This is a genomic window from Flavobacterium sp. CR10, from assembly GCF_055814415.1.
In genome coordinates this window covers 1,672,889-1,693,556 of record NZ_CP185985.1, presented here as the reverse complement: position 1 = coordinate 1,693,556, position 20,668 = coordinate 1,672,889, and the positions used below count along the sequence as shown (strand labels likewise).

At 34.0% G+C, this 20,668-nt stretch carries 23 protein-coding genes and 1 riboswitch; of the genes, 15 read left to right on the top strand and 8 right to left on the bottom strand.

What is annotated here, in order from left to right:
• Positions 1–63 precede the first annotated feature (63 nt).
• Positions 64–2,127: a M3 family metallopeptidase gene (locus ACNRYB_RS07635; RefSeq protein WP_473729700.1), complete on the bottom strand. Its 2,064-nt coding sequence runs from the start codon at positions 2,125–2,127 to the stop codon at positions 64–66.
• 161 nt (positions 2,128–2,288) lie between these two features.
• On the opposite strand from ACNRYB_RS07635, the gene ACNRYB_RS07630 reads away from it, so the two are divergent.
• From ACNRYB_RS07630 to ACNRYB_RS07570, 13 genes are all read left to right on the top strand, one after another.
• Complete coding sequence (locus ACNRYB_RS07630) at positions 2,289–2,951, top strand: queuosine precursor transporter (protein ID WP_129748528.1); 663 nt, start codon at positions 2,289–2,291, stop codon at positions 2,949–2,951.
• A 22-nt stretch (positions 2,952–2,973) separates the two neighbouring features.
• Positions 2,974–3,654, top strand: coding sequence for a hypothetical protein (locus ACNRYB_RS07625; protein ID WP_473729699.1), 681 nt, complete (start codon positions 2,974–2,976; stop codon positions 3,652–3,654).
• A gap of 152 nt (positions 3,655–3,806) precedes the next feature.
• Positions 3,807–4,238 carry a lipocalin-like domain-containing protein gene (locus ACNRYB_RS07620; RefSeq protein WP_129748526.1) on the top strand — a complete coding sequence of 144 codons (432 nt, stop codon included), beginning with the start codon at positions 3,807–3,809 and terminating at the stop codon, positions 4,236–4,238.
• Positions 4,239–4,311: 73 nt separating this feature from the next.
• Positions 4,312–4,872, top strand: coding sequence for a DNA-3-methyladenine glycosylase I (locus ACNRYB_RS07615; RefSeq protein WP_473729698.1), 561 nt, complete (start codon positions 4,312–4,314; stop codon positions 4,870–4,872).
• Between the two features lie 78 nt (positions 4,873–4,950).
• Positions 4,951–5,047, top strand: a riboswitch (TPP riboswitch).
• Positions 5,048–5,112: 65 nt separating this feature from the next.
• Complete coding sequence (gene thiS, locus ACNRYB_RS07610) at positions 5,113–5,319, top strand: sulfur carrier protein ThiS (RefSeq protein WP_473729697.1); 207 nt, start codon at positions 5,113–5,115, stop codon at positions 5,317–5,319.
• 78 nt (positions 5,320–5,397) lie between these two features.
• Positions 5,398–7,221, top strand: coding sequence for a phosphomethylpyrimidine synthase ThiC (gene thiC / locus ACNRYB_RS07605; RefSeq protein WP_473729696.1), 1,824 nt, complete (start codon positions 5,398–5,400; stop codon positions 7,219–7,221).
• Positions 7,222–7,252: 31 nt separating this feature from the next.
• Positions 7,253–7,864, top strand: coding sequence for a thiamine phosphate synthase (locus tag ACNRYB_RS07600; RefSeq protein WP_473729695.1), 612 nt, complete (start codon positions 7,253–7,255; stop codon positions 7,862–7,864).
• Entirely contained in the window at positions 7,822–8,574 is a 753-nt protein-coding gene (locus ACNRYB_RS07595) for a hydroxymethylpyrimidine/phosphomethylpyrimidine kinase (RefSeq protein ID WP_473729694.1), read from the top strand. Before ACNRYB_RS07600 ends, ACNRYB_RS07595 begins: the two co-directional genes overlap by 43 nt.
• Positions 8,567–9,205, top strand: a complete 639-nt coding sequence (locus ACNRYB_RS07590; RefSeq protein WP_473729693.1) for a thiamine phosphate synthase — start codon at positions 8,567–8,569, stop codon at positions 9,203–9,205. Before ACNRYB_RS07595 ends, ACNRYB_RS07590 begins: the two co-directional genes overlap by 8 nt.
• The gene (locus tag ACNRYB_RS07585) at positions 9,186–9,962 is read left to right on the top strand and encodes a thiazole synthase (RefSeq protein ID WP_129748519.1); all 777 of its coding nucleotides are present in this window, start codon (positions 9,186–9,188) and stop codon (positions 9,960–9,962) included. The genes ACNRYB_RS07590 and ACNRYB_RS07585 overlap by 20 nt, the downstream gene beginning before the upstream one ends.
• Before the next feature lie 137 nt (positions 9,963–10,099).
• On the top strand, positions 10,100–10,477 hold the full coding sequence (locus tag ACNRYB_RS07580; RefSeq protein ID WP_473729692.1) for a GxxExxY protein: 378 nt from the start codon (positions 10,100–10,102) through the stop codon (positions 10,475–10,477).
• Positions 10,478–10,551: 74 nt separating this feature from the next.
• Positions 10,552–11,679 (top strand): 2-iminoacetate synthase ThiH, encoded by a 1,128-nt coding sequence (gene thiH, locus ACNRYB_RS07575; RefSeq protein WP_473729691.1) that lies wholly within the window; start codon positions 10,552–10,554, stop codon positions 11,677–11,679.
• Between the two features lie 63 nt (positions 11,680–11,742).
• Positions 11,743–12,453, top strand: coding sequence for a HesA/MoeB/ThiF family protein (locus ACNRYB_RS07570; protein ID WP_473729690.1), 711 nt, complete (start codon positions 11,743–11,745; stop codon positions 12,451–12,453).
• Here the strand turns inward: ACNRYB_RS07570 and ACNRYB_RS07565 are convergent.
• The 4 genes from ACNRYB_RS07565 to ACNRYB_RS07550 all read right to left on the bottom strand — a co-directional run bounded on the left by ACNRYB_RS07565 (position 12,450) and on the right by ACNRYB_RS07550 (position 15,340).
• Complete coding sequence (locus ACNRYB_RS07565) at positions 12,450–13,244, bottom strand: MOSC domain-containing protein (protein ID WP_473729689.1); 795 nt, start codon at positions 13,242–13,244, stop codon at positions 12,450–12,452. The two genes, ACNRYB_RS07570 and ACNRYB_RS07565, sit on opposite strands and share 4 nt — an antisense overlap.
• Positions 13,245–13,253: 9 nt before the next feature.
• The gene (aat, locus tag ACNRYB_RS07560; RefSeq protein ID WP_129748514.1) at positions 13,254–13,898 is read right to left on the bottom strand and encodes a leucyl/phenylalanyl-tRNA--protein transferase; all 645 of its coding nucleotides are present in this window, start codon (positions 13,896–13,898) and stop codon (positions 13,254–13,256) included.
• A gap of 161 nt (positions 13,899–14,059) precedes the next feature.
• The gene (locus ACNRYB_RS07555) at positions 14,060–14,431 is read right to left on the bottom strand and encodes a DUF3127 domain-containing protein (protein ID WP_129748513.1); all 372 of its coding nucleotides are present in this window, start codon (positions 14,429–14,431) and stop codon (positions 14,060–14,062) included.
• Positions 14,432–14,464: 33 nt separating this feature from the next.
• On the bottom strand, positions 14,465–15,340 hold the full coding sequence (locus tag ACNRYB_RS07550) for a flavin reductase family protein (protein ID WP_129748512.1): 876 nt from the start codon (positions 15,338–15,340) through the stop codon (positions 14,465–14,467).
• A gap of 160 nt (positions 15,341–15,500) precedes the next feature.
• On the opposite strand from ACNRYB_RS07550, the gene ACNRYB_RS07545 reads away from it, so the two are divergent.
• Positions 15,501–16,652: a sensor histidine kinase gene (locus ACNRYB_RS07545; RefSeq protein ID WP_473729688.1), complete on the top strand. Its 1,152-nt coding sequence runs from the start codon at positions 15,501–15,503 to the stop codon at positions 16,650–16,652.
• Positions 16,653–16,702: 50 nt separating this feature from the next.
• Here ACNRYB_RS07545 and ACNRYB_RS07540 read toward each other — a convergent pair whose 3' ends face one another.
• Both ACNRYB_RS07540 and greA read right to left on the bottom strand, forming a co-directional pair.
• Positions 16,703–17,092, bottom strand: coding sequence for an HIT family protein (locus ACNRYB_RS07540; RefSeq protein ID WP_129748510.1), 390 nt, complete (start codon positions 17,090–17,092; stop codon positions 16,703–16,705).
• Positions 17,093–17,147: 55 nt separating this feature from the next.
• Entirely contained in the window at positions 17,148–17,624 is a 477-nt protein-coding gene (gene greA, locus ACNRYB_RS07535; RefSeq protein WP_008466743.1) for a transcription elongation factor GreA, read from the bottom strand.
• Positions 17,625–17,781: 157 nt separating this feature from the next.
• On the opposite strand from greA, the gene ACNRYB_RS07530 reads away from it, so the two are divergent.
• On the top strand, positions 17,782–18,198 hold the full coding sequence (locus ACNRYB_RS07530) for a Rieske (2Fe-2S) protein (RefSeq protein WP_129748509.1): 417 nt from the start codon (positions 17,782–17,784) through the stop codon (positions 18,196–18,198).
• A 53-nt stretch (positions 18,199–18,251) separates the two neighbouring features.
• Here ACNRYB_RS07530 and ACNRYB_RS07525 read toward each other — a convergent pair whose 3' ends face one another.
• A complete protein-coding gene (locus tag ACNRYB_RS07525; protein WP_473729687.1) occupies positions 18,252–20,411 on the bottom strand; it encodes a TonB-dependent receptor in 2,160 nt (719 codons plus the stop codon).
• Between the last annotated feature and the right edge of the window lie 257 nt (positions 20,412–20,668).

The following is a 20,668-nucleotide window of genomic DNA, read 5'->3' as shown; positions in this document are numbered from 1 at the left end:
ATTATTTTCAATATTAAAAAGCCCGAATATTTATTTATTCGGGCTTTTTTATTCTTACATAAATTAACTTTCGACTGGAAAATTTCTCGCTCGCATCAATGCATCAGATTTCGGGGCATGCCCTCTAAAATTCTCATACATTTCTTCATTATCAATAGTATTTCCAACACTTAAAACTGTTTTATAAAGTCGCTCGGAAACATTTTTATCAAACGGCCCTTCTGCTTCCAAAAAAGCCTCATAAGCATCTGCATTGATAACATCTGCCCACAAATAACTGTAGTAACCAGCCGCATAACCGTCACTTGAAAAAATATGTGCAAATTGCGGAATTCTGTGCCTCATTACAATTTCCGAAGGCATATTAATTTCAGTTAAGACTTTCTCTTCAAATGCGTGTGGATCAATTATATCAGTTGTTAAATGCAATTTCATATCGACAAAAGAACTAGAAATCGTTTCGACCGTTGCAAAACCTTCGTTAAAGTTAGCCGCTTTTCCTATTCTTTCTACTAATGACTGCGATAATGGTTCGTTTGTTTTATAATGAAGCCCAAACTTGTTTAAAACCTCAGGCGTTGCCAGCCAATGCTCTAATAGCTGAGATGGAAACTCGACATAATCTCTTGCAACAGAAGTTCCTGAAAGGCTCGGATACGTAACATTAGAACACAATCCATGAAGTGCATGTCCAAATTCATGAAATAAAGTCGTGGCATCATCCCACGAAATCAAAACAGGCTCACCACTATTTCCTTTAATAAAATTGCAATTGTTTGACACAATAGGAAGCACATTACCTGTTATTCTCTGCTGATCTCTATGCGAATTCATCCAAGCTCCGGAACGCTTTCCTGTACGTGCATAAGGATCAAAATACCAAAGTCCTATCGCTTCTCCTGTATTTTTATTATTCACTTCCCAAACTCGAACATCAGGATGATAAACCGGAACATCAAATAATTGCTTAAAACCTAAGTTAAACAATTCACCAGCCGTCCAAAACATTCCTTCTCGCAAATTTTCCAGCTGCAAATATTGTTTAATTTCATTCTGATCTAAATCATATTTCGCCTTTCGTACTTTTTCTGCGTAATAACGGTAATCCCAAGGCTGAATTTTAAAATCTCCACCTTCTTCATCCACCATTTTTTGCATAGCCGAAACGTCATTTTTTACTTTTTCTACAGCAGGTTTCCAAACAGAATTCATTAAATCTAGCGTTTTCTGCGGATCTTTAGCCATTTTATTTGATAAACTCCACTCAGCAAAATTCGAAAAGCCTAAAATCTTTGCTTTTTCGGCTCTTAATTTTAGAATTGACACAAGTGTTTCGTTTGTATCATTTTCGTTCTTATTATCACCTCGTTTTACAAAAATATCAAAAGCTTTTTCTCTTAAATTTCTTCTGTTTGAGAAAGTCAGAAAAGGCTCAATTGAAGATCTAGTGTTTCCAATACAGCCTAAAGCAGTAAGATTTCGCTCTTTTGCTTCGGCAATAGCTGCATTCTTAAATTCTTCAGGCAAACCGTCAAAATCAGCTTCTGTATTTAGCTCTATATATTGATTGTTTTCTTCTGCAAGTAACTTTTGACTAAAAGCAGTAAAAAGTCCCGCTAATTCCTGATTAATCTTAGCCACTTTCTCTTTATCTTGAGCTTTTAGTTCTGCTCCTTCCCTAACAAAATCGGTATAATACAGCCATAATAAACGCTGCTGTTCCTTCGTTAAATTCTTCTTTTCATCTGATTTGTACAAGGCTTCAATTCTAGAGAATAGTTTTTCATTCTGATACAGTTTATCATTAATCTCTGCTAATTTTGGCGACATTTCGGTATCTACTACGTTAAATTCTGGAGTACTTAGATTAGATCTGTAAATACCGTAAACAGCATGAATTTTATTTAATTTTTCACCAGAAAGCTCTAAAGCAATGATTGTATTTTCAAAAGTCGGTTTTTCTACATTATTTGCAATTGCATCAATTTCTTCTAATTTTTCTTTAATTGCGAATTCTATTGCGGGCTTAAAATCTGAAACTTTATAGGCCGTAAAATCTGGAACTCCTCCGTAAGGCCCAGACCAATCTTTTAACAATGGATTATCTAATTCTATCGGTGTTTTCATAACAAATGCATTAATTAATTTTGTGCAAAATCTGACTGCCAAAAAATGCAACAGAATCTCAAAATTAACCAATCGAAGGCAAACTTCATACGCTAACGAATTATAGTTTCAAAGATTTAAAAGAAATAGTTTATTTTTGAAATATCAATACCAAAAATCAAATGTTTAGAACCAGAAAAGAAATTGTTTTTGTAATTTTAGCAGGAATATTTATTACCAATGCTGTTGTTGCTGAGTTAATTGGAGGAAAGTTAATTCAAATTGGGCCTTTTGTCATGAGTATAGGAATTCTACCTTGGCCAGTTGTATTTCTAACTACCGATTTGATTAACGAATATTTTGGCGAAAAAGGCGTAAAAAAACTTTCTTTCATAACTGCATGTCTGATTGCATATGCTTTTTTAATACTTTTTATGGCGATTACTATTCCAGCTGCAAAAGGAATTAGCCCAGTAAACGACGATCAATTTCAAGCCGTTTTTGGGCAGAGTATGTGGATTATTGTTGGAAGTTTAATCGCTTTCATGGCATCACAGCTTATTGATGTGTGGATATTTTGGTTCTTTAAAAACAGAACCGGCGAAAAGAAAATATGGCTGAGAGCAACCGGTTCTACTGTTATTTCGCAATTATTTGATTCGTTTATTGTTTTAGGAATTGCATTTTGGCTTCCCGGAAAAATTGATTTCGACACCTTTATATCTTCAGGATTAATAGGATACACTTTTAAACTAGCAATAGCTATCTTATTAACTCCAGCAATTTATTTAGGACATCATTTGATTAAAAAATATTTGGACGAAGATCCTGCACATAAAGGATAAAGAATAAAAAAATATTTAGGTCATGAAAAAAAATTACTTGCTTATTTTATTCTCTGCTACCTATCTCTTTTTAAGCTGTGGCAATGATGAAAAAAGACAGCCCCAAAAAGTCATTCAGTCTGTCAATAACCTGACACCTGCTACTGTGAAAGTAAATCCAAAGATTTCTTCAAAAACTATCACAGCACCAAAAGAATTTGAGTCAAAAAAGACTGTTGTCCCAAAAAATCCTTTTTCAGTCAAAAATCCAATAGATTTTAAACCGATAAGTTCCCAAACTACAAATAACACAGCCATTCCCCCAACTTCTATAAAAAAAGAAGTTAACGACAAGCTTTTAAATTTTGTCAATGTCCGTAAAATATTAGACAATTGTAAAATGGGTCAGACCATGACTCAGAAAGAACTAACAGAACACTTTGAAATTCCAGCAGAAGCAGTAAAATTAGTAAAAAGTGTAACTAAAACAGCCGAAAACGAGTTGGCTGTAAAATGGCAATCTACTTGGCTAGTGGAGCGAATATCTGATGCAGAATTGGAAGATGGCAAAATGAAGGTAGTTTTTAAAGCCAATAAAATGTATACTTCTGGAAATGCGATTGGCATTAAATACAACAGGAAAATTTATAATAATTTAGTAATAATTGGTCGTTCAGCTTATATTCCGAGCGTAAAAGGATATAGCTGGCAAATTGGAAGATAATGGAAAACTAAACAAAAAAAGACAGATTCGCCTGACACACAGTTAATTACAAATCAATAACAAAAAATACGAAAAAACTTATTAGAAATCCTTGGTTTTATCTTAAAAGATTTTACTTTTGCCAAACATTTAACAAATAAAATCTACCAAAAATGAAAAAACTAAGCATTCTTTTTGTGTCAATCTTGACATTAGGTTTAACAGCGGTTTCTTGCAGCAGTGATGATGACAAGGACGGCGGATCAATTGAAGGAAAATGGGAAGTAACTCACCAAGGAGCAATTCTAAATGGCCAAGAGGTGATACAGCCTTATGATAGTGAAGGCTGTGAAATTCCATCAATGACTTTTACTAATGATGGAAAATTCATCGATATCACATCAGAATATTGGGATTCAAAATGTAGCACCTATACTGAAGATGGAACTTGGAAAAAAGATGGAAATACATTAACTCTAAAATATAGTGATGAGGAGGTTAAATGGGAAATCTCTGAATTAAGCAGTAGTACGTTAAAAGTAAAAATGACATATTCTGAAGGAGGCATATCAGTAAGTGCTGTTTCTATATACAAGAAAAAGTAATTCAAAAAAATAAGTTTACCAAAAGCTTCAGACTTCATAGTTTGAAGCTTTTTTTATACATTTAAAATAAAAAATGGAACCAATAAGATGCGGCTGGTGTTCTGCCAGCGATTTATATAAAAAATATCATGATGAAGAATGGGGAACTCCAGTTTATGACGACCCGACTATTTTTGAGTTTTTAATTCTAGAAACTTTTCAAGCAGGTTTAAGCTGGATTACTATTTTAAACAAAAGAGAAAACTTCAAAACTGCTTTTGATAATTTTGATTATAAAAAAATTGCTGATTATTCTGAAGATAAAATTGAAGAATTACTTCAAGACACTGGAATCATCCGCAATAAACTTAAAATTAAATCGGCTGTTACAAATGCTCAGGCTTTTATGAAAGTCCAAGAAGAATTTGGAACTTTTTCTGATTACATCTGGAAATTTACTGACGGAAAACCGATTGACAATAAGCCAAAAATGCTAAAAGATATTCCAGCAACCACTCCAATTTCTGATGCCATCAGTAAAGATTTAAAAAAACGCGGTTTCAAATTCGTAGGTTCAACAGTCATTTATGCTCACATGCAGGCGACTGGAATGGTCAATGATCATGTAGAAGATTGCTGGACAAGAAATAAATAGTTTTCAGTTGCAGTTTCATTTTTTTTGAACCTGAAACATGAAACCTGAAACTTTTAAACAAAAATTCATTACATTTGCTTCACACTTTAGGGGTGTCTGCATCACGCAGGCTGAGATTTTACCCTCTGAACCTGATCTAGTTCATACTAGCGTAGGGAAAAGTAAGATGACTTCTTGAACGCATTTCTATGCGTTATTGCAGCCATTCCTAACGTGTATCTATACACTAAACTAAAAGGAATGGAACTAAAAATCAATCAACAAATTAAAAAATTCAATGCTGAATCGCTAAGCGTTCAATCATTGCTCGATCTCGAAATTCCGCACAAACAAAACGGAATTGCCGTTGCTGTTAACAATACTGTTGTTCCAAAAACCAATTGGAACGAATTCCTCGTACAAGAAACCGACGAAATTTTGATTATTTCTGCTACGCAGGGTGGTTAAATTCCAATTTGCCAACCTTACGTAGACGCATTGAAATGCGTCTCTACAGTAAACCTGAAACCTGAAACAAAAAACACTATGACTAAAGAAGAACAAATATCCAGAACCCCATTTCCCAATTCTAAAAAGGTTTATATCGACGGAGAAATTCATCCGATAAAAGTCGCTATGCGAGAAATTGCTTTGAGCGATACTAAACTTTCCAACGGCGGCATTGAAAAAAATCCTCCTGTAACAGTTTACGACACTTCTGGGCCTTACACTGATCCAAATATTGAAATCGATATTCGAAAAGGATTACCACGCTTACGCGAAGGTTGGATTCTTGATCGAAATGATGTTGAAATTTTAGATGAAATCACTTCAGATTATGGTCAAAGTCGATTAAAAGATGAAACACTAAATCATCTTCGTTTTGAATATTTGCATCAGCCAAAACGTGCCAAAAAAGGCGCTAACGTAACACAATTGTATTACGCCAAACAAGGAATTATCACGCCAGAAATGGAATATATCGCGATTCGTGAAAACCAGCGAATCGAGCTTTTAAACGAACAAACCAAAGCAATGCAATGCCAGCATGGCGGACAAAGTTTTGGCGCAAATACTCCAAAAAGCAAAATCACTCCAGAATTCGTTCGATCAGAAGTGGCCTGCGGAAGAGCTATTATTCCAAACAACATCAATCATCCAGAAAGTGAACCGATGATTGTGGGTCGTAATTTCTTGGTAAAAATCAATGCCAATATTGGAAACAGCGCTGTGACTTCAAGCATTGAAGAAGAAGTCGAAAAAGCCGTTTGGGCTTGTCGCTGGGGCGCTGACACCATTATGGATTTATCTACAGGAAAAAATATTCACGAAACCAGAGAATGGATTATTAGAAATTCTCCTGTTCCAATCGGGACTGTTCCGATTTATCAGGCTCTTGAAAAAGTAAAAGGAATTGCAGAAGATTTGACTTGGGAAATTTTCCGTGATACGCTAATCGAGCAGGCAGAACAAGGGGTTTCGTATTTTACAATTCACGCCGGAGTTTTGCTTCGTTACATTCATTTAACCGCAAATCGTGTTACTGGAATTGTTTCGCGCGGTGGATCAATTATGGCAAAATGGTGCTTATTTCATCATAAAGAAAACTTCTTATATACACATTTTGAGGAAATTTGCGAAATCATGAAACAATATGATGTGGCTTTTTCTCTTGGAGATGGTTTACGTCCGGGATCGATCGCAGATGCTAATGATGCTGCACAATTTGCAGAATTGGAAACTTTAGGTGAATTGACAAAAATTGCTTGGAAACATGATGTGCAAGTTTTCATAGAAGGTCCAGGGCACGTACCAATGCACATGATTAAAGAAAACATGGACAAACAGTTAGAACATTGTCACGAAGCGCCATTTTATACTTTAGGGCCTTTGACAACAGATATTGCACCAGGCTACGACCATATCACTTCTGCAATTGGAGCGGCCATGATTGGCTGGTACGGTTGCGCAATGCTATGTTATGTAACTCCAAAAGAACATTTGGGTTTGCCAAACAAAAAAGACGTAAAAGACGGCGTAATCACGTATAAAATTTCGGCTCATGCTGCCGACTTAGCAAAAGGTCATCCGGGAGCGCAATATCGTGATAATGCATTGAGTAAAGCACGTTTTGAATTCCGTTGGGAAGATCAGTTTAATTTGGCTTTAGATCCTGATACTGCAAGAGAATTTCATGATGAAACACTTCCAGCTGATGGTGCAAAAGTGGCACATTTCTGTTCGATGTGCGGGCCAAAATTCTGCTCTATGAAAATATCACAAGAAATTAGAGATGTCGCTGCAGCAGAAAAAGGAATGCAGGAGAAATCAGAGGAATTTATTGAGCAAGGGAAAGAGATTTATATTTAAGTAAAAAGACAAAAGAATCAAAAAGAAAGATATGATTGTGATTACAAATCCTTTTTTTATTGAAGATGAAATTGAAATGCCGAATTCTCTATTAGAAGAAGGATTGTCTTTGCTTCATATTCGGAAACCTAATTTTTCCGAGTTGGAAATGGCTCAATTTATTAACCAGATAAAACTAGAATTTCGAAATAAACTGGTTTTACATAATCATCATCATTTAGCAGAAGATTTTGGCATTGACCGATTTCATTTTTCTGAGAAAGAAAGAAAACAGAATTCAGCCTTTCCTGCAAGGTTTTCAAAACCTTGTAGATCTAAATCAACGTCAACACATTCAATTGAAGATTTTAACTCATTAGAAAATGATTTTGATTATGCATTCTTAAGTCCAGTTTTTAAAAGCATTTCAAAAGAAAATTATCATCCAAAAATTGATCTTTTTGAAGCATTAAAATTGCGAAAAAATCACAAAACTAAAGTTATTGCTTTAGGCGGAATTGATTCTCAAAACATACACAAGACTCTTAAAAATGGTTTTGATGATATCGCTCTTTTAGGAAGTATTTGGAACCATGAAAATCCTGTAAAACAATTTAAATTATGTCAGAAAATCGTCCTTTCGTACTCACAATCGCAGGTTTAGATCCGTCTGGAGGCGCTGGGATTTTGGCTGATATCAAAACATTTGAACAGCATAAAGTCAGCGGTTTTGCCGTTGCGACTGCTAACACCATTCAAACAGAAAATGAGTTTTATAAAATAGAATGGATTAATATCAATTTTGTTATCAGATCTATTGAAGTCTTGTTTCAAAACTATAAAATCAGCGCTGTCAAAATCGGAATTGTACCTTCTCTGTCTTATTTGAATCGGATTCTTTCGAGCATAAAACTAATTTCGCCAAGCACAAAAATTGTCTGGGATCCAGTTTTAAAATCTACAACAGAATTTGATTTTTTAAATATCGAAGATCATTCGAACTTACACCAAGTACTATCCAAAATAGATTTGATTACCCCCAATTATATCGAAATTGAACAATTGCTTCCTGGTTTTATAAAAGATAATCTTTGGATTGAAAATGACATTTCGACTGCAATTCTGCTCAAAGGCGGACATAATCTAAACCAAGTCGGAAAAGATCAATTGTTTTTAAAAAATAAGATTATCGATTTATTTCCAACAGAAAAAAAATGTTCTGAAAAACATGGCTCTGGCTGTGTACTTTCTTCTGCAATCGCTTCAAATTTAGCACTAAATCAAACTATGGAAACTGCCTGTAAAAATGCTAAAACTTATATCGAAAATTACCTGAGTTCAACACCAACTTTAATCGGATATCACCATGTATAGCAAACTTCAATATATCTCGCAGGGCGAAACTATCGAAAAACAATTACACAATATTCATCAGGCACTCGACTCGGGCTGCAATTGGGTGCAAATGCGTTTTAAAAACCAGACACCAAAAGACACTTTTACTTTAGCGGAAGCGGTAAAACCTTTGTGTGAAAAGTACGCAGCCAATTTTATTGTAAACGACGATTTGCAACTTACTAAAGAAATAGATGCTGACGGCATTCATCTAGGTCTAACCGATACTAAAATCGACGAAGCTAGAGCTTTTTTAGGCGCTTCAAAAGTAATCGGAGGAACTGCTAATACTTTTGAAGACATTCAAAATCACGTTAAAAATGGATGCAATTATATCGGATTAGGCCCTTTTCGCTTTACTGCCACAAAAGAAAAATTAAGTCCGATTTTAGGATTATCGGGCTATTTTGACATACTTCAAAAACTGAAAAAAAATAAAATCGAAATTCCAGTTTATGCTATAGGAGGCATCACTTTAAGAGATGTAAGTCCGTTAATGGAAACTGGAATTTTCGGAATTGCCGTTTCTGGAATCATTACCGAAAGTGATGAAAAGGAAAAATTAATTCAACAATTAAAAGAAAAATTATATGCAAACATCATTGTTTAATATAGGAGACAAAACCTTTAATTCCCGTTTGTTTCTTGGAACAGGAAAGTTTGGTTCAAATGAAGAAATGGAAAGCGCCATTTTAGCTTCAGAAAGCGAATTGGTTACTGTTGCACTAAAACGCATTGATCTGGAAACCGATACTGACGCCATTTTATCGCATTTAAAACACCCTAATATCAATTTATTACCCAACACTTCTGGAGCGCGAAATGCTAAAGAAGCTGTTTTTGCCGCTCAATTGGCACGAGAAGCTCTTGAAACCAATTGGGTAAAACTAGAAATTCACCCAGATCCAAAGTATTTAATGCCAGATCCGATGGAGACTTTAAAAGCAACTGAAGAATTGGCGAAATTAGGTTTCATCGTTCTTCCCTACATTCATGCTGATCCTGTTTTGTGCAAACATTTAGAAAGTGCAGGAACTTCTGCAGTAATGCCTTTGGGTTCACCAATTGGAAGTAATAAAGGTTTAAAAACGATTGATTTCCTTGAAATTATAATTGAGCAAAGTACGGTTCCCGTTATTGTCGATGCTGGAATTGGAGCTCCTTCTGATGCCGCAAAAGCGATGGAAATTGGTGCCGATGCTGTTTTGGTAAACACGGCAATTGCTGTAGCAGGAAATCCGAAATTAATGGCTGAGGCTTTTAGAGAAACGGTTATTGCAGGAAGAAAGGCTTTTGAAGCGAAAGTCGCCAATCAACAAAATTATGCTTCAGCTTCTAGTCCTTTGACTTCTTTTCTTTATGAGTAATTTTTGGTTTCACGCAGATTTCTGCAGATTGAAGCAGATTTAATTTGATTTTTTTATTGCTCAAATCTGCATAAAACCAACCTTTTAAAAAGAAAGAAAATTCTTAATTTTATTCCTTTGATAAAATTTGGAGAATTATGACTGAGAATGAAATTTCGTATCTGATAAGAGGAGCAATTTTTAAAGTGTATAACAATTTAGGACCAGGTTTGTTTGAATCTGTTTATGAGAGTGCTTTGTTTTATGAATTAGAAAAGCTGGATTTAAAGATTCAAAAACAAGTTGAAGTTATAATTCCATATGAAGAAATAACGTTAGATCCAGTTTTTAGAATTGATATTTTAGTAGAAGACAAAGTAATTATAGAATTAAAATCTGTAGAGGATTTAGCCCTTATTCATTACAAACAAGTAGCAACATACTTAAGATTAACAAATAAAAAATTAGGCTTGTTAGTAAATTTCAATACGACAAACATTCTTAATGACATTAAAAGAATTGCAAATAAAATCTAATCAATCACACAGATCAAAAATTAAATCATTTTAATCAGCTTAAATCTGTAAAATCTGCGTGAAACCAAAACAAAATGAAAACATTCAAATCCATTTTCGAGCAATACAATTGGGATGAAATCCAGACCAGAATATATAAAACCACATCAAAAGATGTCGAACGTACTTTGGCTAAAACCAAATACAATCTTGACGATTTTTTGATTTTGATTTCTCCAATCGCTCAGAATTATTTAGAACAAATGGCACAGAAATGCCATGAAATTACTAAGAAACGTTTCGGAAAAACGATTCAAATGTATGCTCCACTATATTTGAGCAATGAATGCCAAAATATCTGTACGTACTGCGGATTTAGCTTAGACAATAAAATCAAAAGAAAAACCCTTACCAATGCCGAAATAAAACTTGAAGTTGAAGCTCTAAAAAAAACTGGTTTTGATCATGTTTTATTGGTTACAGGAGAAGCAAATTATACCGTAAACATCAATTATTTTCTGAACGCAATTAACTTAATCAAAGAGGATTTTTCGATTATTTCTGTTGAAGTTCAGCCACTTTCAACCGAAGATTATCAGCGTTTGCATGAGGCTGGAGTTTATTCCGTTTTGGTTTATCAGGAAACGTATCATCAGGAAGTTTACAAAAAGTATCATACCAAAGGCAAAAAATCAAATTTTGATTATCGATTGGAAACTCCTGACAGAATTGGAACTGCTGGAATTCATAAAATTGGTTTGGGAGTTTTATTAGGCTTAGAAGATTGGCGAACCGATAGCTTTTTCAGTGCTTTACATTTAGATTATTTGCAGAAGAAATATTGGCAGACAAAATATTCGGTTTCTTTTCCTCGCCTGCGTCCAGCAGAAGGAATTATCGAACCCAATTTTATTATGGATGATAAAGATTTGACGCAATTAATCTGCGCTTACAGATTGTGGAATGAAGATTTAGAAATTTCGATTTCAACACGTGAAAACGAGAAATTCAGAAATAATATTATTCCAATTGGTGTTACGAGTATGAGTGCGGGCTCTAAAACAAATCCAGGCGGTTACGTTGTCGACCCGCAATCTTTGGAGCAATTCGAAATCAGCGATGAACGTACCGCCGAAGAAATTTCAAAAATCATAAAAAACGCAGGCTACGAACCCGTTTGGAAAGATTGGGACAAGAGTTTTATTTCAGAGTTTAGAGTTTAGATTTCAGATTTTTCTGCTTTTCATTCAATCTAAAATCTAAACTCTAAAATCTAAAATTAAAAAATGAGTATCATAAAAGAATTCCTTCGTTACAACAGACAAACTATTCTCCCTGAAATTGGTGACGAAGGGCAAGAAAAATTAAAAAAAGCTAGAGTTTTAGTAATTGGCGCCGGTGGTTTGGGCTGTCCAATTTTACAATATATTGCAACCGCTGGAGTTGGTTTTATCGGAATCATGGATTTTGATACGATTGAAATTCACAATCTCCACCGACAAATTTTATATACCGAAAATGAAATCGGAAAACAAAAATCGATAGTTGCCAAAGAAGTCGTTTCAAGACTAAATCCGCTGATTGAAGTTCTAGCGATTAATAAAAAATTAACTGCTGAAAATGCATCGGAAATCATTCAACAATATGATATTATTATAGATGGTTCTGATAATTTCTCCACTCGATATTTAGTCAATGATACTTGCGTTCAGCTTAACAAACCGTTGGTTTACGGAAGCATTTTAAAGTTTGAAGGCCAGCTTGCTGTTTTTAATCATAACGGAAGTAAAAACCTTCGTGATTTATTTCCTGAAATGCCCGATCCAAAAGATGTTCCGAATTGCAATTTGAATGGCGTTTTAGGAACATTACCTGGAATTATAGGCAACATGATGGCACACGAAACACTCAAATTAATTCTCGAATTGCCAACTTTAAATAATGAATTAATAATCTTTAATACTTTGAACTGGAACTTTATAAAGCTGAATTTCTAGAAAACCACCTCATCACCTACGCTAATAATTCCTGAATTCAAACTCACAATATTAGTTCCGAATAAAACCGAATTATCAACATTTCTGTATTTGCTCAACGTTTTTAGAGGTTCTTTTTTTAAACGCCCATTTTCCGGATCATTGTTCACCATAACACATCTTCCGCAGGGTTTTATATTTTTAAATTGAACTTCTCCTATTGTAAAGGTCTTAAAATCGTCTTCTTCATGAGGATTTTCAGTGCTTACTACAAGGTTTGGACGAAATCTTTTTATGGTAATTTTTTCATCCAATTTGTCATTCAAAAAATCAAAGCTTTTGGTTCCAATTAATAAATATGGATAACCGTCTGCTAAACTTACATTGAATGTTTCTTTCAATCTGGAGCTTTCGTGTTTACGAGCTCCATTTTTTAGTATTTTGACCAATTTACATTCAAATCCCAAATGTTTACTAAACCATTTTGAAGTTTCTTGGTTTACCTCAACAACTTCGCTCTTATCATCCCAAACATTTACTTTAATTGTATTTTCTAAAGACTCATCAATAGAAAATTCATGTTTTTGGTCTTGAAAAGTAATACCAATTTTTCCATCTAAAATCTGTGGATAAAATTGACTCATGATTCGATATTCTCTTTGCGTAAGCATTTGATTTTCTGCATCGATCAGCATCCAACGGCGATCGTTTTCAAATCCCATTTCTTCCGCTTTTGCAGACTTCAAACTGATTCCCGCCAAACTTTTTATCGGATAAATATAAATTTCTTTTATGCTGTAAATTGCGCTCATTTCCTATTTCTATTTACTTTTTAAAATGGACATAAACTCTTCACGATCAATTTCGCGGCAGCCTAAACTCTCCAAATGGGGATTATAAACCTGACAATCTAATAACTTGTAATTTTCTTTCTTCAAATATAAAGCTAAAGCAATAAAAGCCGTTTTTGAAGCATTTGAAACTTTAGAAAACATACTTTCTCCGCAAAAAATTTTTCTCTTTCCCAAATCAATTCCGTAGAGACCACCAACCAAAACATCATCTTGCCATACCTCAACCGATTTTGCCACTCCTTCTTCATTCAATTTGCAGTAGGCTTCAATCATTTCATCCGAAATCCAAGTTCCATCCTGTCCTTCTCTTTTTATCTGCTGACAGTTTAAAATTACTTCTTTGAAATTTTTATTATAAGTAACCTTAAATATTTTCTTATTGAGAATTTTTCGCATGCTTTTAGAAATCGCCAATTCATCAAAAAATAATACCATTCGCGGATCTGGCGCCCACCAAAGAATTGGTTCTCCTTCATTAAACCACGGAAAAATACCGCTTTTGTAAGCCAATAGTAAACGCTCTGGACTTAGATCGCCTCCTATTGCTAAAATTCCTTCTTCATCAGCTTCTGTAACTGGCGGAAAATATAAATCGTTGAATAAATAGTACATTTTTAAAAATAATCATTTTTAAATTCCAATACTGAAATTCCAAATTCCAAACTATATGTAAGTTTTAGTTTTAAACAAAAGAAATCAAAAACAAAATTCCAAATTCCAAATTCACGAGAATGAATTGGAATTTGGAATTTAGTAAATTGAATTTTAAACTCTTAGAACGGTAAATCGTCTGGTTCGTCTTCGTTTACGTTTGTAGCTGGAGCAAAAGTTTCTGCTGTTGGCATTGGCGGTGCTTGTGTAGGAGCATCAGCACTCATTCTTTCGATTCTCCAACCTTGAATACTATTGAAATATCTAGTTTCTCCTTGCGGATTAACCCATTCTCTTCCTCTTAAATTGATAGAAACTTTTACTGCATCTCCTTGTTTATAGCTACTCAATAAATCGCATTTATCTTGTGTAAATTCGATTAAAATATGTTGTGGATACTGTTCCTCAGTAGTAACAACTAACTCTCTTTTTTTGAATGAGGCACTAACTTGCTGCTCTGGGTTAACCACTTTTACTTTTCCTGTAACTTCCATCTTCGTCTATATTAATTATTGTTTCTATTTCTTTTATTTTTTAGCTAAAAGCACTTTCCACGCCGATTCTACATCGCCATTATCCAAGTATTTTTTGGCTTCTAAATGTACTTTTTTCTGGTCGTCTGAGCTTAAAACTCCTTTGACTGCGAAATTTTCTTTCACAAATATACTAACTTCTTCTTTTGTAGGCAAGGCTTCAATATTTCCTAATTTGCCTAAATCATTCCCATCAAAAACAGCGCTTTCTTTTACAAAATCTGGTATCGCATCTACGCCTACTCCCAATGTTGTCAAGGGTTTTGCGACTTCAAAAAGTCCTTGATTAGATCTTGAGTACCAATTATTTCCAAGTCTTGAAACCAAATCAATTTTATGCTGATCGATTGCTCCATTTTCATCTAAAATAGACTCGTGAATATGGATTTTTACCACTTCACATAAAATCAGATTTCCTGCTCCTCCTTCTGTTCCTAACGGAATAATCTGGGTAATCTTGCATTCAAATTGAACTGGAGATTCTTTTACGCGATATGGTTTTACCAAATCTGAAGGAATTTGAGTTAATCCCGCTTTGATAAATTCGTTTACACCGTCTGCATATTCTGTACTTGCCAATGATGTTTGCTGCACAATATCATAATTAACAACATTTATTACTACTTCGCGAGTCGCTTCGGCATTAATCAAAGTATGTTTAATTGTATTATCACGAACGCGTCTTGATGGAGAAAAAACCAAAATCGGCGGATTGGCACTAAACACGTTAAAGAAACTAAATGGAGATAAATTAGGAATCCCTTTTTCGTTAATTGTGCTTGCAAAAGCAATAGGTCTCGGTCCGATTGAACTCTGCAGATAGCCTTGCAATTTGGCCGTTGGAATCTCTTTTGGGTTAACGCTGATCATACTTTAAAATTTACACAGAATCTCATTTTAGCAACTACAAAAGTATTGAAATGGTTTAATTAGAAGAAATAGTTTTAGAGATAAAATCGAAAAATCTTTCAGCACCGGCAAAATATAAAATGTATATATTTCGTTATATTTATACCTCAAAAAAACTGATATGTCTTTTTCTGAAAGAACAAATACAACCCGCTGGATTATTATTTCTGTTTGTTTTATAATCATTTCTCTAATTCTTTGGAACACATATACTTTCTTCCAAATTTTTAAAAATGAGGAACGTTTGAAAATGAACCTTTTTGTGAAGGCGCAAATTACTATAGTCAACGCCGACGAAAATACCGATGTAGAACTTCCGCTTCAGATTTTCAACAATAACACTTCGATTCCTGGAATAATAATGCTCTATGATAACGTGGTAAGTGCGGTAAATGTTCCTGACGAAATTCTTAATGATAAGAAAAAAAGAACTGCTTTCTTAAATAAGCTAAAAAATGAAAATGAGCCAATCACTTTTGAATATGCTCCAGGAAAATATCAGACGCTATATTACGGAAACTCTTCATTACTGAATAAACTAAAATATTATCCGATTGCCCTGCTTCTAATTATATTCTTGTGTATTGCTTTAATTTACAATTTTTATAAAAGCACTAAAATGGCAACCCAAAATAAACTTTGGGCGGGGATGGCAAAAGAAACGGCACATCAAATTGGAACTCCTCTTTCTTCATTAATTGGCTGGGTAGAAATATTAAAAACCGAAAATATCGATCCGTCGATTAGTACTGAAATTGAAAAAGATATTGAGCGTTTGCAAACCATCACAGATCGTTTTTCTAAGATTGGTTCTATTCCTGTTTTAGAACTTCATGATATTGTAGAAGAAACCAGAACGGCTTATGAGTATCTGCAATCTCGTTTTTCTAAACAAGTTGCTTTTTCGTTTCATGCTCCAGATTCTCCTATTTTAGGAATGATAAACCCTACTTTGCATAGCTGGACTATCGAAAACTTGGTTAAAAATGCTATTGATGCCATGAAAGGAAAAGGAACTTTGGACCTTCAAATTGAGCAAGATGCATATCAGGTAAAAATCAACATTAAAGATTCTGGAACTGGAATTCCTAAAAAACAGTTTAAAACTATTTTTGAAACTGGATATACCACAAAAAAACGCGGCTGGGGACTTGGACTTTCTTTAACGAAAAGAATTGTTGAGGAATATCACAATGGAAAAATTAAAGTCCTTCATTCTGAAATCGGGAAAGGAACTACTTTTCAGATTGCTTTAAATAAAAAAGTGCAGTAATTAATTTACTGCACTTTATATTATTTTCAGGTTGAGCGACATCAAAATCCTTACAAATTCGATTGAATATCTTTTGCTAAAGCTTCAAACTCTTCTTTTGAAAGTGAAACTTTATCAATAAAACGCATTTCATCCATATGGTTTAACGGAATCAAATGTACGTGTGCATGAGGCACTTCAAGTCCAACAACTGCAATTCCGATTCTTTTGCATGGAACTGTTTTTTCTAAAGCTGCTGCAACTTTTTTAGAAAACTTCATTAAACCTAAATACAGTTCTTCATCCATATCAAAAATCTTATCGATTTCTTGTTTCGGAATACAAAGTGTGTGTCCTTTAGCATTTGGATTTACATCTAAAAATGCTAAGTAGTTTTCGTCTTCTGCAATTTTGTAAGCTGGAATTTCTCCGTTTACTATTTTAGTGAATATTGATGCCATGGTTTATTTGTGTAATCGGTTAAACGAATAAACGATTAACCAGTTAAACTAATATTTAGTCTCTTGTAATTTCTAGAATCTCAAATTTCAAAACTCCGTTTGGAACTGTGATTTCAGCTACTTCTCCAACAGATTTTCCTAGCAATCCTTTACCAATAGGAGATGTTACAGAGATTTTACCTGTTTTTAAATCAGCTTCGCTTTCTGCTACAAGCGTATATTTCATTTCCATTCCGTTGCTTTGGTTTTTGATTTTCACATTTGATAAAACCAAAACTTTAGAAACATCTAATTGCGATTCGTCAATTAATCTTGCATTTGCATATACTTCTTCAAGTTTAGCAATTCTCATTTCTAATAAACCTTGCGCTTCTTTTGCCGCATCATACTCTGCATTTTCAGACAAATCTCCTTTATCTCTTGCATCTGCAATATCTTGAGATGCCTTTGGACGCATTACACTCTTTAAATGCTCCAATTCATCTTTTAATTTTTTTAATCCTTCAGCTGTATAATAAGATACTTTACTCATAACTTCATCGTTTATATAAATACAAAAAATCCCATCGCGACGGGATTTTCTTACCACAAATATACTATAATTTTTAATAGTACATAATTATATGTTAATCATATAGATTTCAAATCTAAATAAATTATTTTTGTTTTAACTAATTCTTATTCAAATAATGAAAAAAATCTGGTTCTTTATCGCATTTACCGCAGTTTTATTTGCTTGCAGTGACAATAATCGAAGCAATAATAATCCGTACATCCCAAACTATTCGATAAATGCTTATCTCGACACAAATCTTCCGACTTATAGCAAATTACTGCATGTAAGCAACCCTGTTTATGTTGCCAATTATGGTGCAAAAGGAATTATTGTCATGAAAACCGGTGAAGGAACTTATACGGCTTTTGATGCTGCATGCCCAAATCAGGCCTTAACTTCTTGTACAGCAATGACAATCGATGGAATTTATGCTGTTTGCTCTTGCGATAAAACTCAATACAACTTATTTACAGGACTTGGCGGAAAAGAATATCCAATGAAACAATATCGCGTCGAATCTTCTGGAACAGTTGTTCATGTATATAATTAAAAACAGAAAAGCCTGAAATAGTTTTCAGGCTTTTTTTTTGTGTCTTGATTTAATTAGAATTTCAAATTCAAACCAATTAAGAAATTTGTTCCTGCTTGCGGATAATAGTACGGATAAATATCCCACATGGCTCCATTTGAAACATATTTTTTATCAAAAATATTATTTACTAAAGCTGTAATTGTGATCGATTGAAAAATCGTTTTTGGCTTAATTTCGTAAGATGCATTAAAATCATTTACAAAGTAATCTGCTAATTTTGCTGCTGGAAGTTCGATATTGTTCATGTATTGCTCACCAACATATTTTTGTAACAATGATAGATATAATCTTTCTATAGGCTTATACACGATTACGTTTCCTGCAATTACTTCTGGAGAATAGGCAATTTTTGTTGTCCCGTAATATTCGCCATCAACAGCTAAATCAACATTTTTATTGCTGCTTAAAGTAAAGTTTGGTCTTAAAGTGAATTTCTCAGAAAGTGCAATAGTCGCATCAAATTCAAAACCTAAACGGTAACTCTTCTCTGTATTAGCACGAATTGGGTTTCCAACATCATCTAATCTTCCAGTTAAAATCAATTGGTCTTTGTATCCCATGTAATATACATTTGAGTTCAGCTGGAATTTCTCAGAGTTGAATCTCCATCCTAATTCAAAATCATTCAATTTTTCTGGTTTTACATTTCCACCTTCGTAGTCTGTTCTATTTGGTTCACGATTTGCTCTTGCGTAAGAGAAATACAAAGTGTTTTTTTCGTTGAAAGCATAATTCAAACCAGCTTTTGGATTGAAGAAATTGAAAGTATCATCTACCAAACCTGTTTCAGCGCTATTGGCTTTGTAACGAACTCTTCTATATTGCAAATCCCCATAGAAACTTAATTTTTCAGTGAATTGATAATTGGCTTTCGCGAAAATATTACCGTCTGTTTTTGTTGAATAATCATCATAATAATGATCTCCTAATTCTGATTGTGAAGCGTATCTCGCCCAGATTACTTTTCCGAAATGATCGCCTTCATATTTATTCCAACCCCCTCCTAAAATAACATTTAGTTTTTCAGTCACATATTTAGCAGAAAAAGTAGTTCCGTAGAAATCATTATCTAACCATTTTTGACGAATTAGATCAGTTTCTGTAACTGTCCCAACTGGATTTAAACCATATTCGGCCATATCAGAATCTTCTTTATAGTTTTCGTAGTATCCTTTTCCTTTAGTATAATGAAGCGCAAAGTTTGTACTCCATTTATCAGAAATGGATTCACTCCAATGCAATTGATAATGATCTTGGTTGTAATTATCCGTCTCATTATCATAGAAACGTACATTTCCTGCTTCATCTGTGTACATTCCTGCCGAATTGAAAGTGCGGTTTTCATTTAAAGTTTCTCCATCAATTCCATTCCAAGATTGATACGTCTTTTGAGTTCCTCCAAAAACCAACGCTTTAATTAAAGTTGTTTTGCCTACGTAAGTTCCCTGCAAGAAATATGATTTTAAATCTGCACTTCCTCGGTCAATATATCCGTGTGTTTTTATTGTAGATAAACGCCCAGCAATTTCAAAATGATCATTTAATAAACCTGTACTAAACTTTACCGTATTTTTAAATGTATTGAATGATCCTGCAGAACTTGAAATTTCACCTGTCGCTTTTCTAGCATAACTATCCGTTAGCATATTTAAGCTTGCGCCAAAAGCACCCGCGCCATTTGTAGATGTTCCAACTCCGCGTTGCAATTGAAGGCTTTCTACAGAAGAAGCAAAATCGGGCATATTTACCCAAAATGTTCCTTGACTTTCCGCATCGTTATACGGAATTCCGTTTATGGTTACGTTTACACGTGTAGCATCGCTTCCACGCACTCTGATCCCTGTATAACCAACACCATTACCTGCATCCGAAGTTGTTACAACTGAAGGAAGATAGTTCATGAGAACCGGAATGTCCTGACCTAAATTTCTATATTTAATTTCCTTTTTATCCATATTGCTAAAACTAACTGGAGTTTTAGTAGTAACACGAACCGCAGAAACTAAAACATCATCAAGCTGATTCACTTTTGTAGAATCCTGCTGCTGAGCAAAAGAGAAAAGAGAAAAGAAGATAGATGAAAGAAATAAAATAGACTTGGTTCTGCTCATTTTTCGAACCTTAGAACCTTTGAAACTTAGTACCTCAGTACCTAAAAAAATAGTTTTCATTCGTAAAGAATTACGAATAAAAGGGGGAATTATTCTTTGTTAAATTAATAAATGTGTTTCACGACAAAATAAAGTGTGCACGCTCGATAATGTCGTTTTTTTCCCTTAGCAACATTACTCGCTCAGGTTCTTTGGGTATGATCTCAGCTCGTTATTTGGAGCACCCCTTTGAGACAGTGCAAATTTAGTGTTAAAATATTTAAAACTCCAAAAAAGAAATTCCAAATTCCAAAAACTTACTTTTAATTAGTTTAATG

Coding starts and splice junctions, on each gene's coding strand:
- ACNRYB_RS07530 (WP_129748509.1), top strand. CDS start 17,782: ATGAAAAAAATCTGGTTCTTTATCGCATTTACCGCAGTTTTATTTGCT.
- thiS (WP_473729697.1), top strand. CDS start 5,113: ATGGAACTAAAAATCAATCAACAAATTAAAAAATTCAATGCTGAATCG.
- ACNRYB_RS07615 (WP_473729698.1), top strand. CDS start 4,312: ATGGAACCAATAAGATGCGGCTGGTGTTCTGCCAGCGATTTATATAAA.
- ACNRYB_RS07570 (WP_473729690.1), top strand. CDS start 11,743: ATGAGTATCATAAAAGAATTCCTTCGTTACAACAGACAAACTATTCTC.
- aat (WP_129748514.1), bottom strand. CDS start 13,898: ATGTACTATTTATTCAACGATTTATATTTTCCGCCAGTTACAGAAGCT.
- ACNRYB_RS07600 (WP_473729695.1), top strand. CDS start 7,253: ATGATTGTGATTACAAATCCTTTTTTTATTGAAGATGAAATTGAAATG.
- ACNRYB_RS07555 (WP_129748513.1), bottom strand. CDS start 14,431: ATGGAAGTTACAGGAAAAGTAAAAGTGGTTAACCCAGAGCAGCAAGTT.
- ACNRYB_RS07590 (WP_473729693.1), top strand. CDS start 8,567: ATGTATAGCAAACTTCAATATATCTCGCAGGGCGAAACTATCGAAAAA.
- ACNRYB_RS07540 (WP_129748510.1), bottom strand. CDS start 17,092: ATGGCATCAATATTCACTAAAATAGTAAACGGAGAAATTCCAGCTTAC.
- ACNRYB_RS07545 (WP_473729688.1), top strand. CDS start 15,501: ATGTCTTTTTCTGAAAGAACAAATACAACCCGCTGGATTATTATTTCT.
- ACNRYB_RS07625 (WP_473729699.1), top strand. CDS start 2,974: ATGAAAAAAAATTACTTGCTTATTTTATTCTCTGCTACCTATCTCTTT.
- ACNRYB_RS07580 (WP_473729692.1), top strand. CDS start 10,100: ATGACTGAGAATGAAATTTCGTATCTGATAAGAGGAGCAATTTTTAAA.
- ACNRYB_RS07635 (WP_473729700.1), bottom strand. CDS start 2,127: ATGAAAACACCGATAGAATTAGATAATCCATTGTTAAAAGATTGGTCT.
- greA (WP_008466743.1), bottom strand. CDS start 17,624: ATGAGTAAAGTATCTTATTATACAGCTGAAGGATTAAAAAAATTAAAA.
- ACNRYB_RS07525 (WP_473729687.1), bottom strand. CDS start 20,411: ATGAAAACTATTTTTTTAGGTACTGAGGTACTAAGTTTCAAAGGTTCT.
- ACNRYB_RS07620 (WP_129748526.1), top strand. CDS start 3,807: ATGAAAAAACTAAGCATTCTTTTTGTGTCAATCTTGACATTAGGTTTA.
- ACNRYB_RS07595 (WP_473729694.1), top strand. CDS start 7,822: ATGTCAGAAAATCGTCCTTTCGTACTCACAATCGCAGGTTTAGATCCG.
- ACNRYB_RS07585 (WP_129748519.1), top strand. CDS start 9,186: ATGCAAACATCATTGTTTAATATAGGAGACAAAACCTTTAATTCCCGT.
- ACNRYB_RS07630 (WP_129748528.1), top strand. CDS start 2,289: ATGTTTAGAACCAGAAAAGAAATTGTTTTTGTAATTTTAGCAGGAATA.
- ACNRYB_RS07565 (WP_473729689.1), bottom strand. CDS start 13,244: ATGAGCGCAATTTACAGCATAAAAGAAATTTATATTTATCCGATAAAA.
- thiC (WP_473729696.1), top strand. CDS start 5,398: ATGACTAAAGAAGAACAAATATCCAGAACCCCATTTCCCAATTCTAAA.
- ACNRYB_RS07550 (WP_129748512.1), bottom strand. CDS start 15,340: ATGATCAGCGTTAACCCAAAAGAGATTCCAACGGCCAAATTGCAAGGC.
- thiH (WP_473729691.1), top strand. CDS start 10,552: ATGAAAACATTCAAATCCATTTTCGAGCAATACAATTGGGATGAAATC.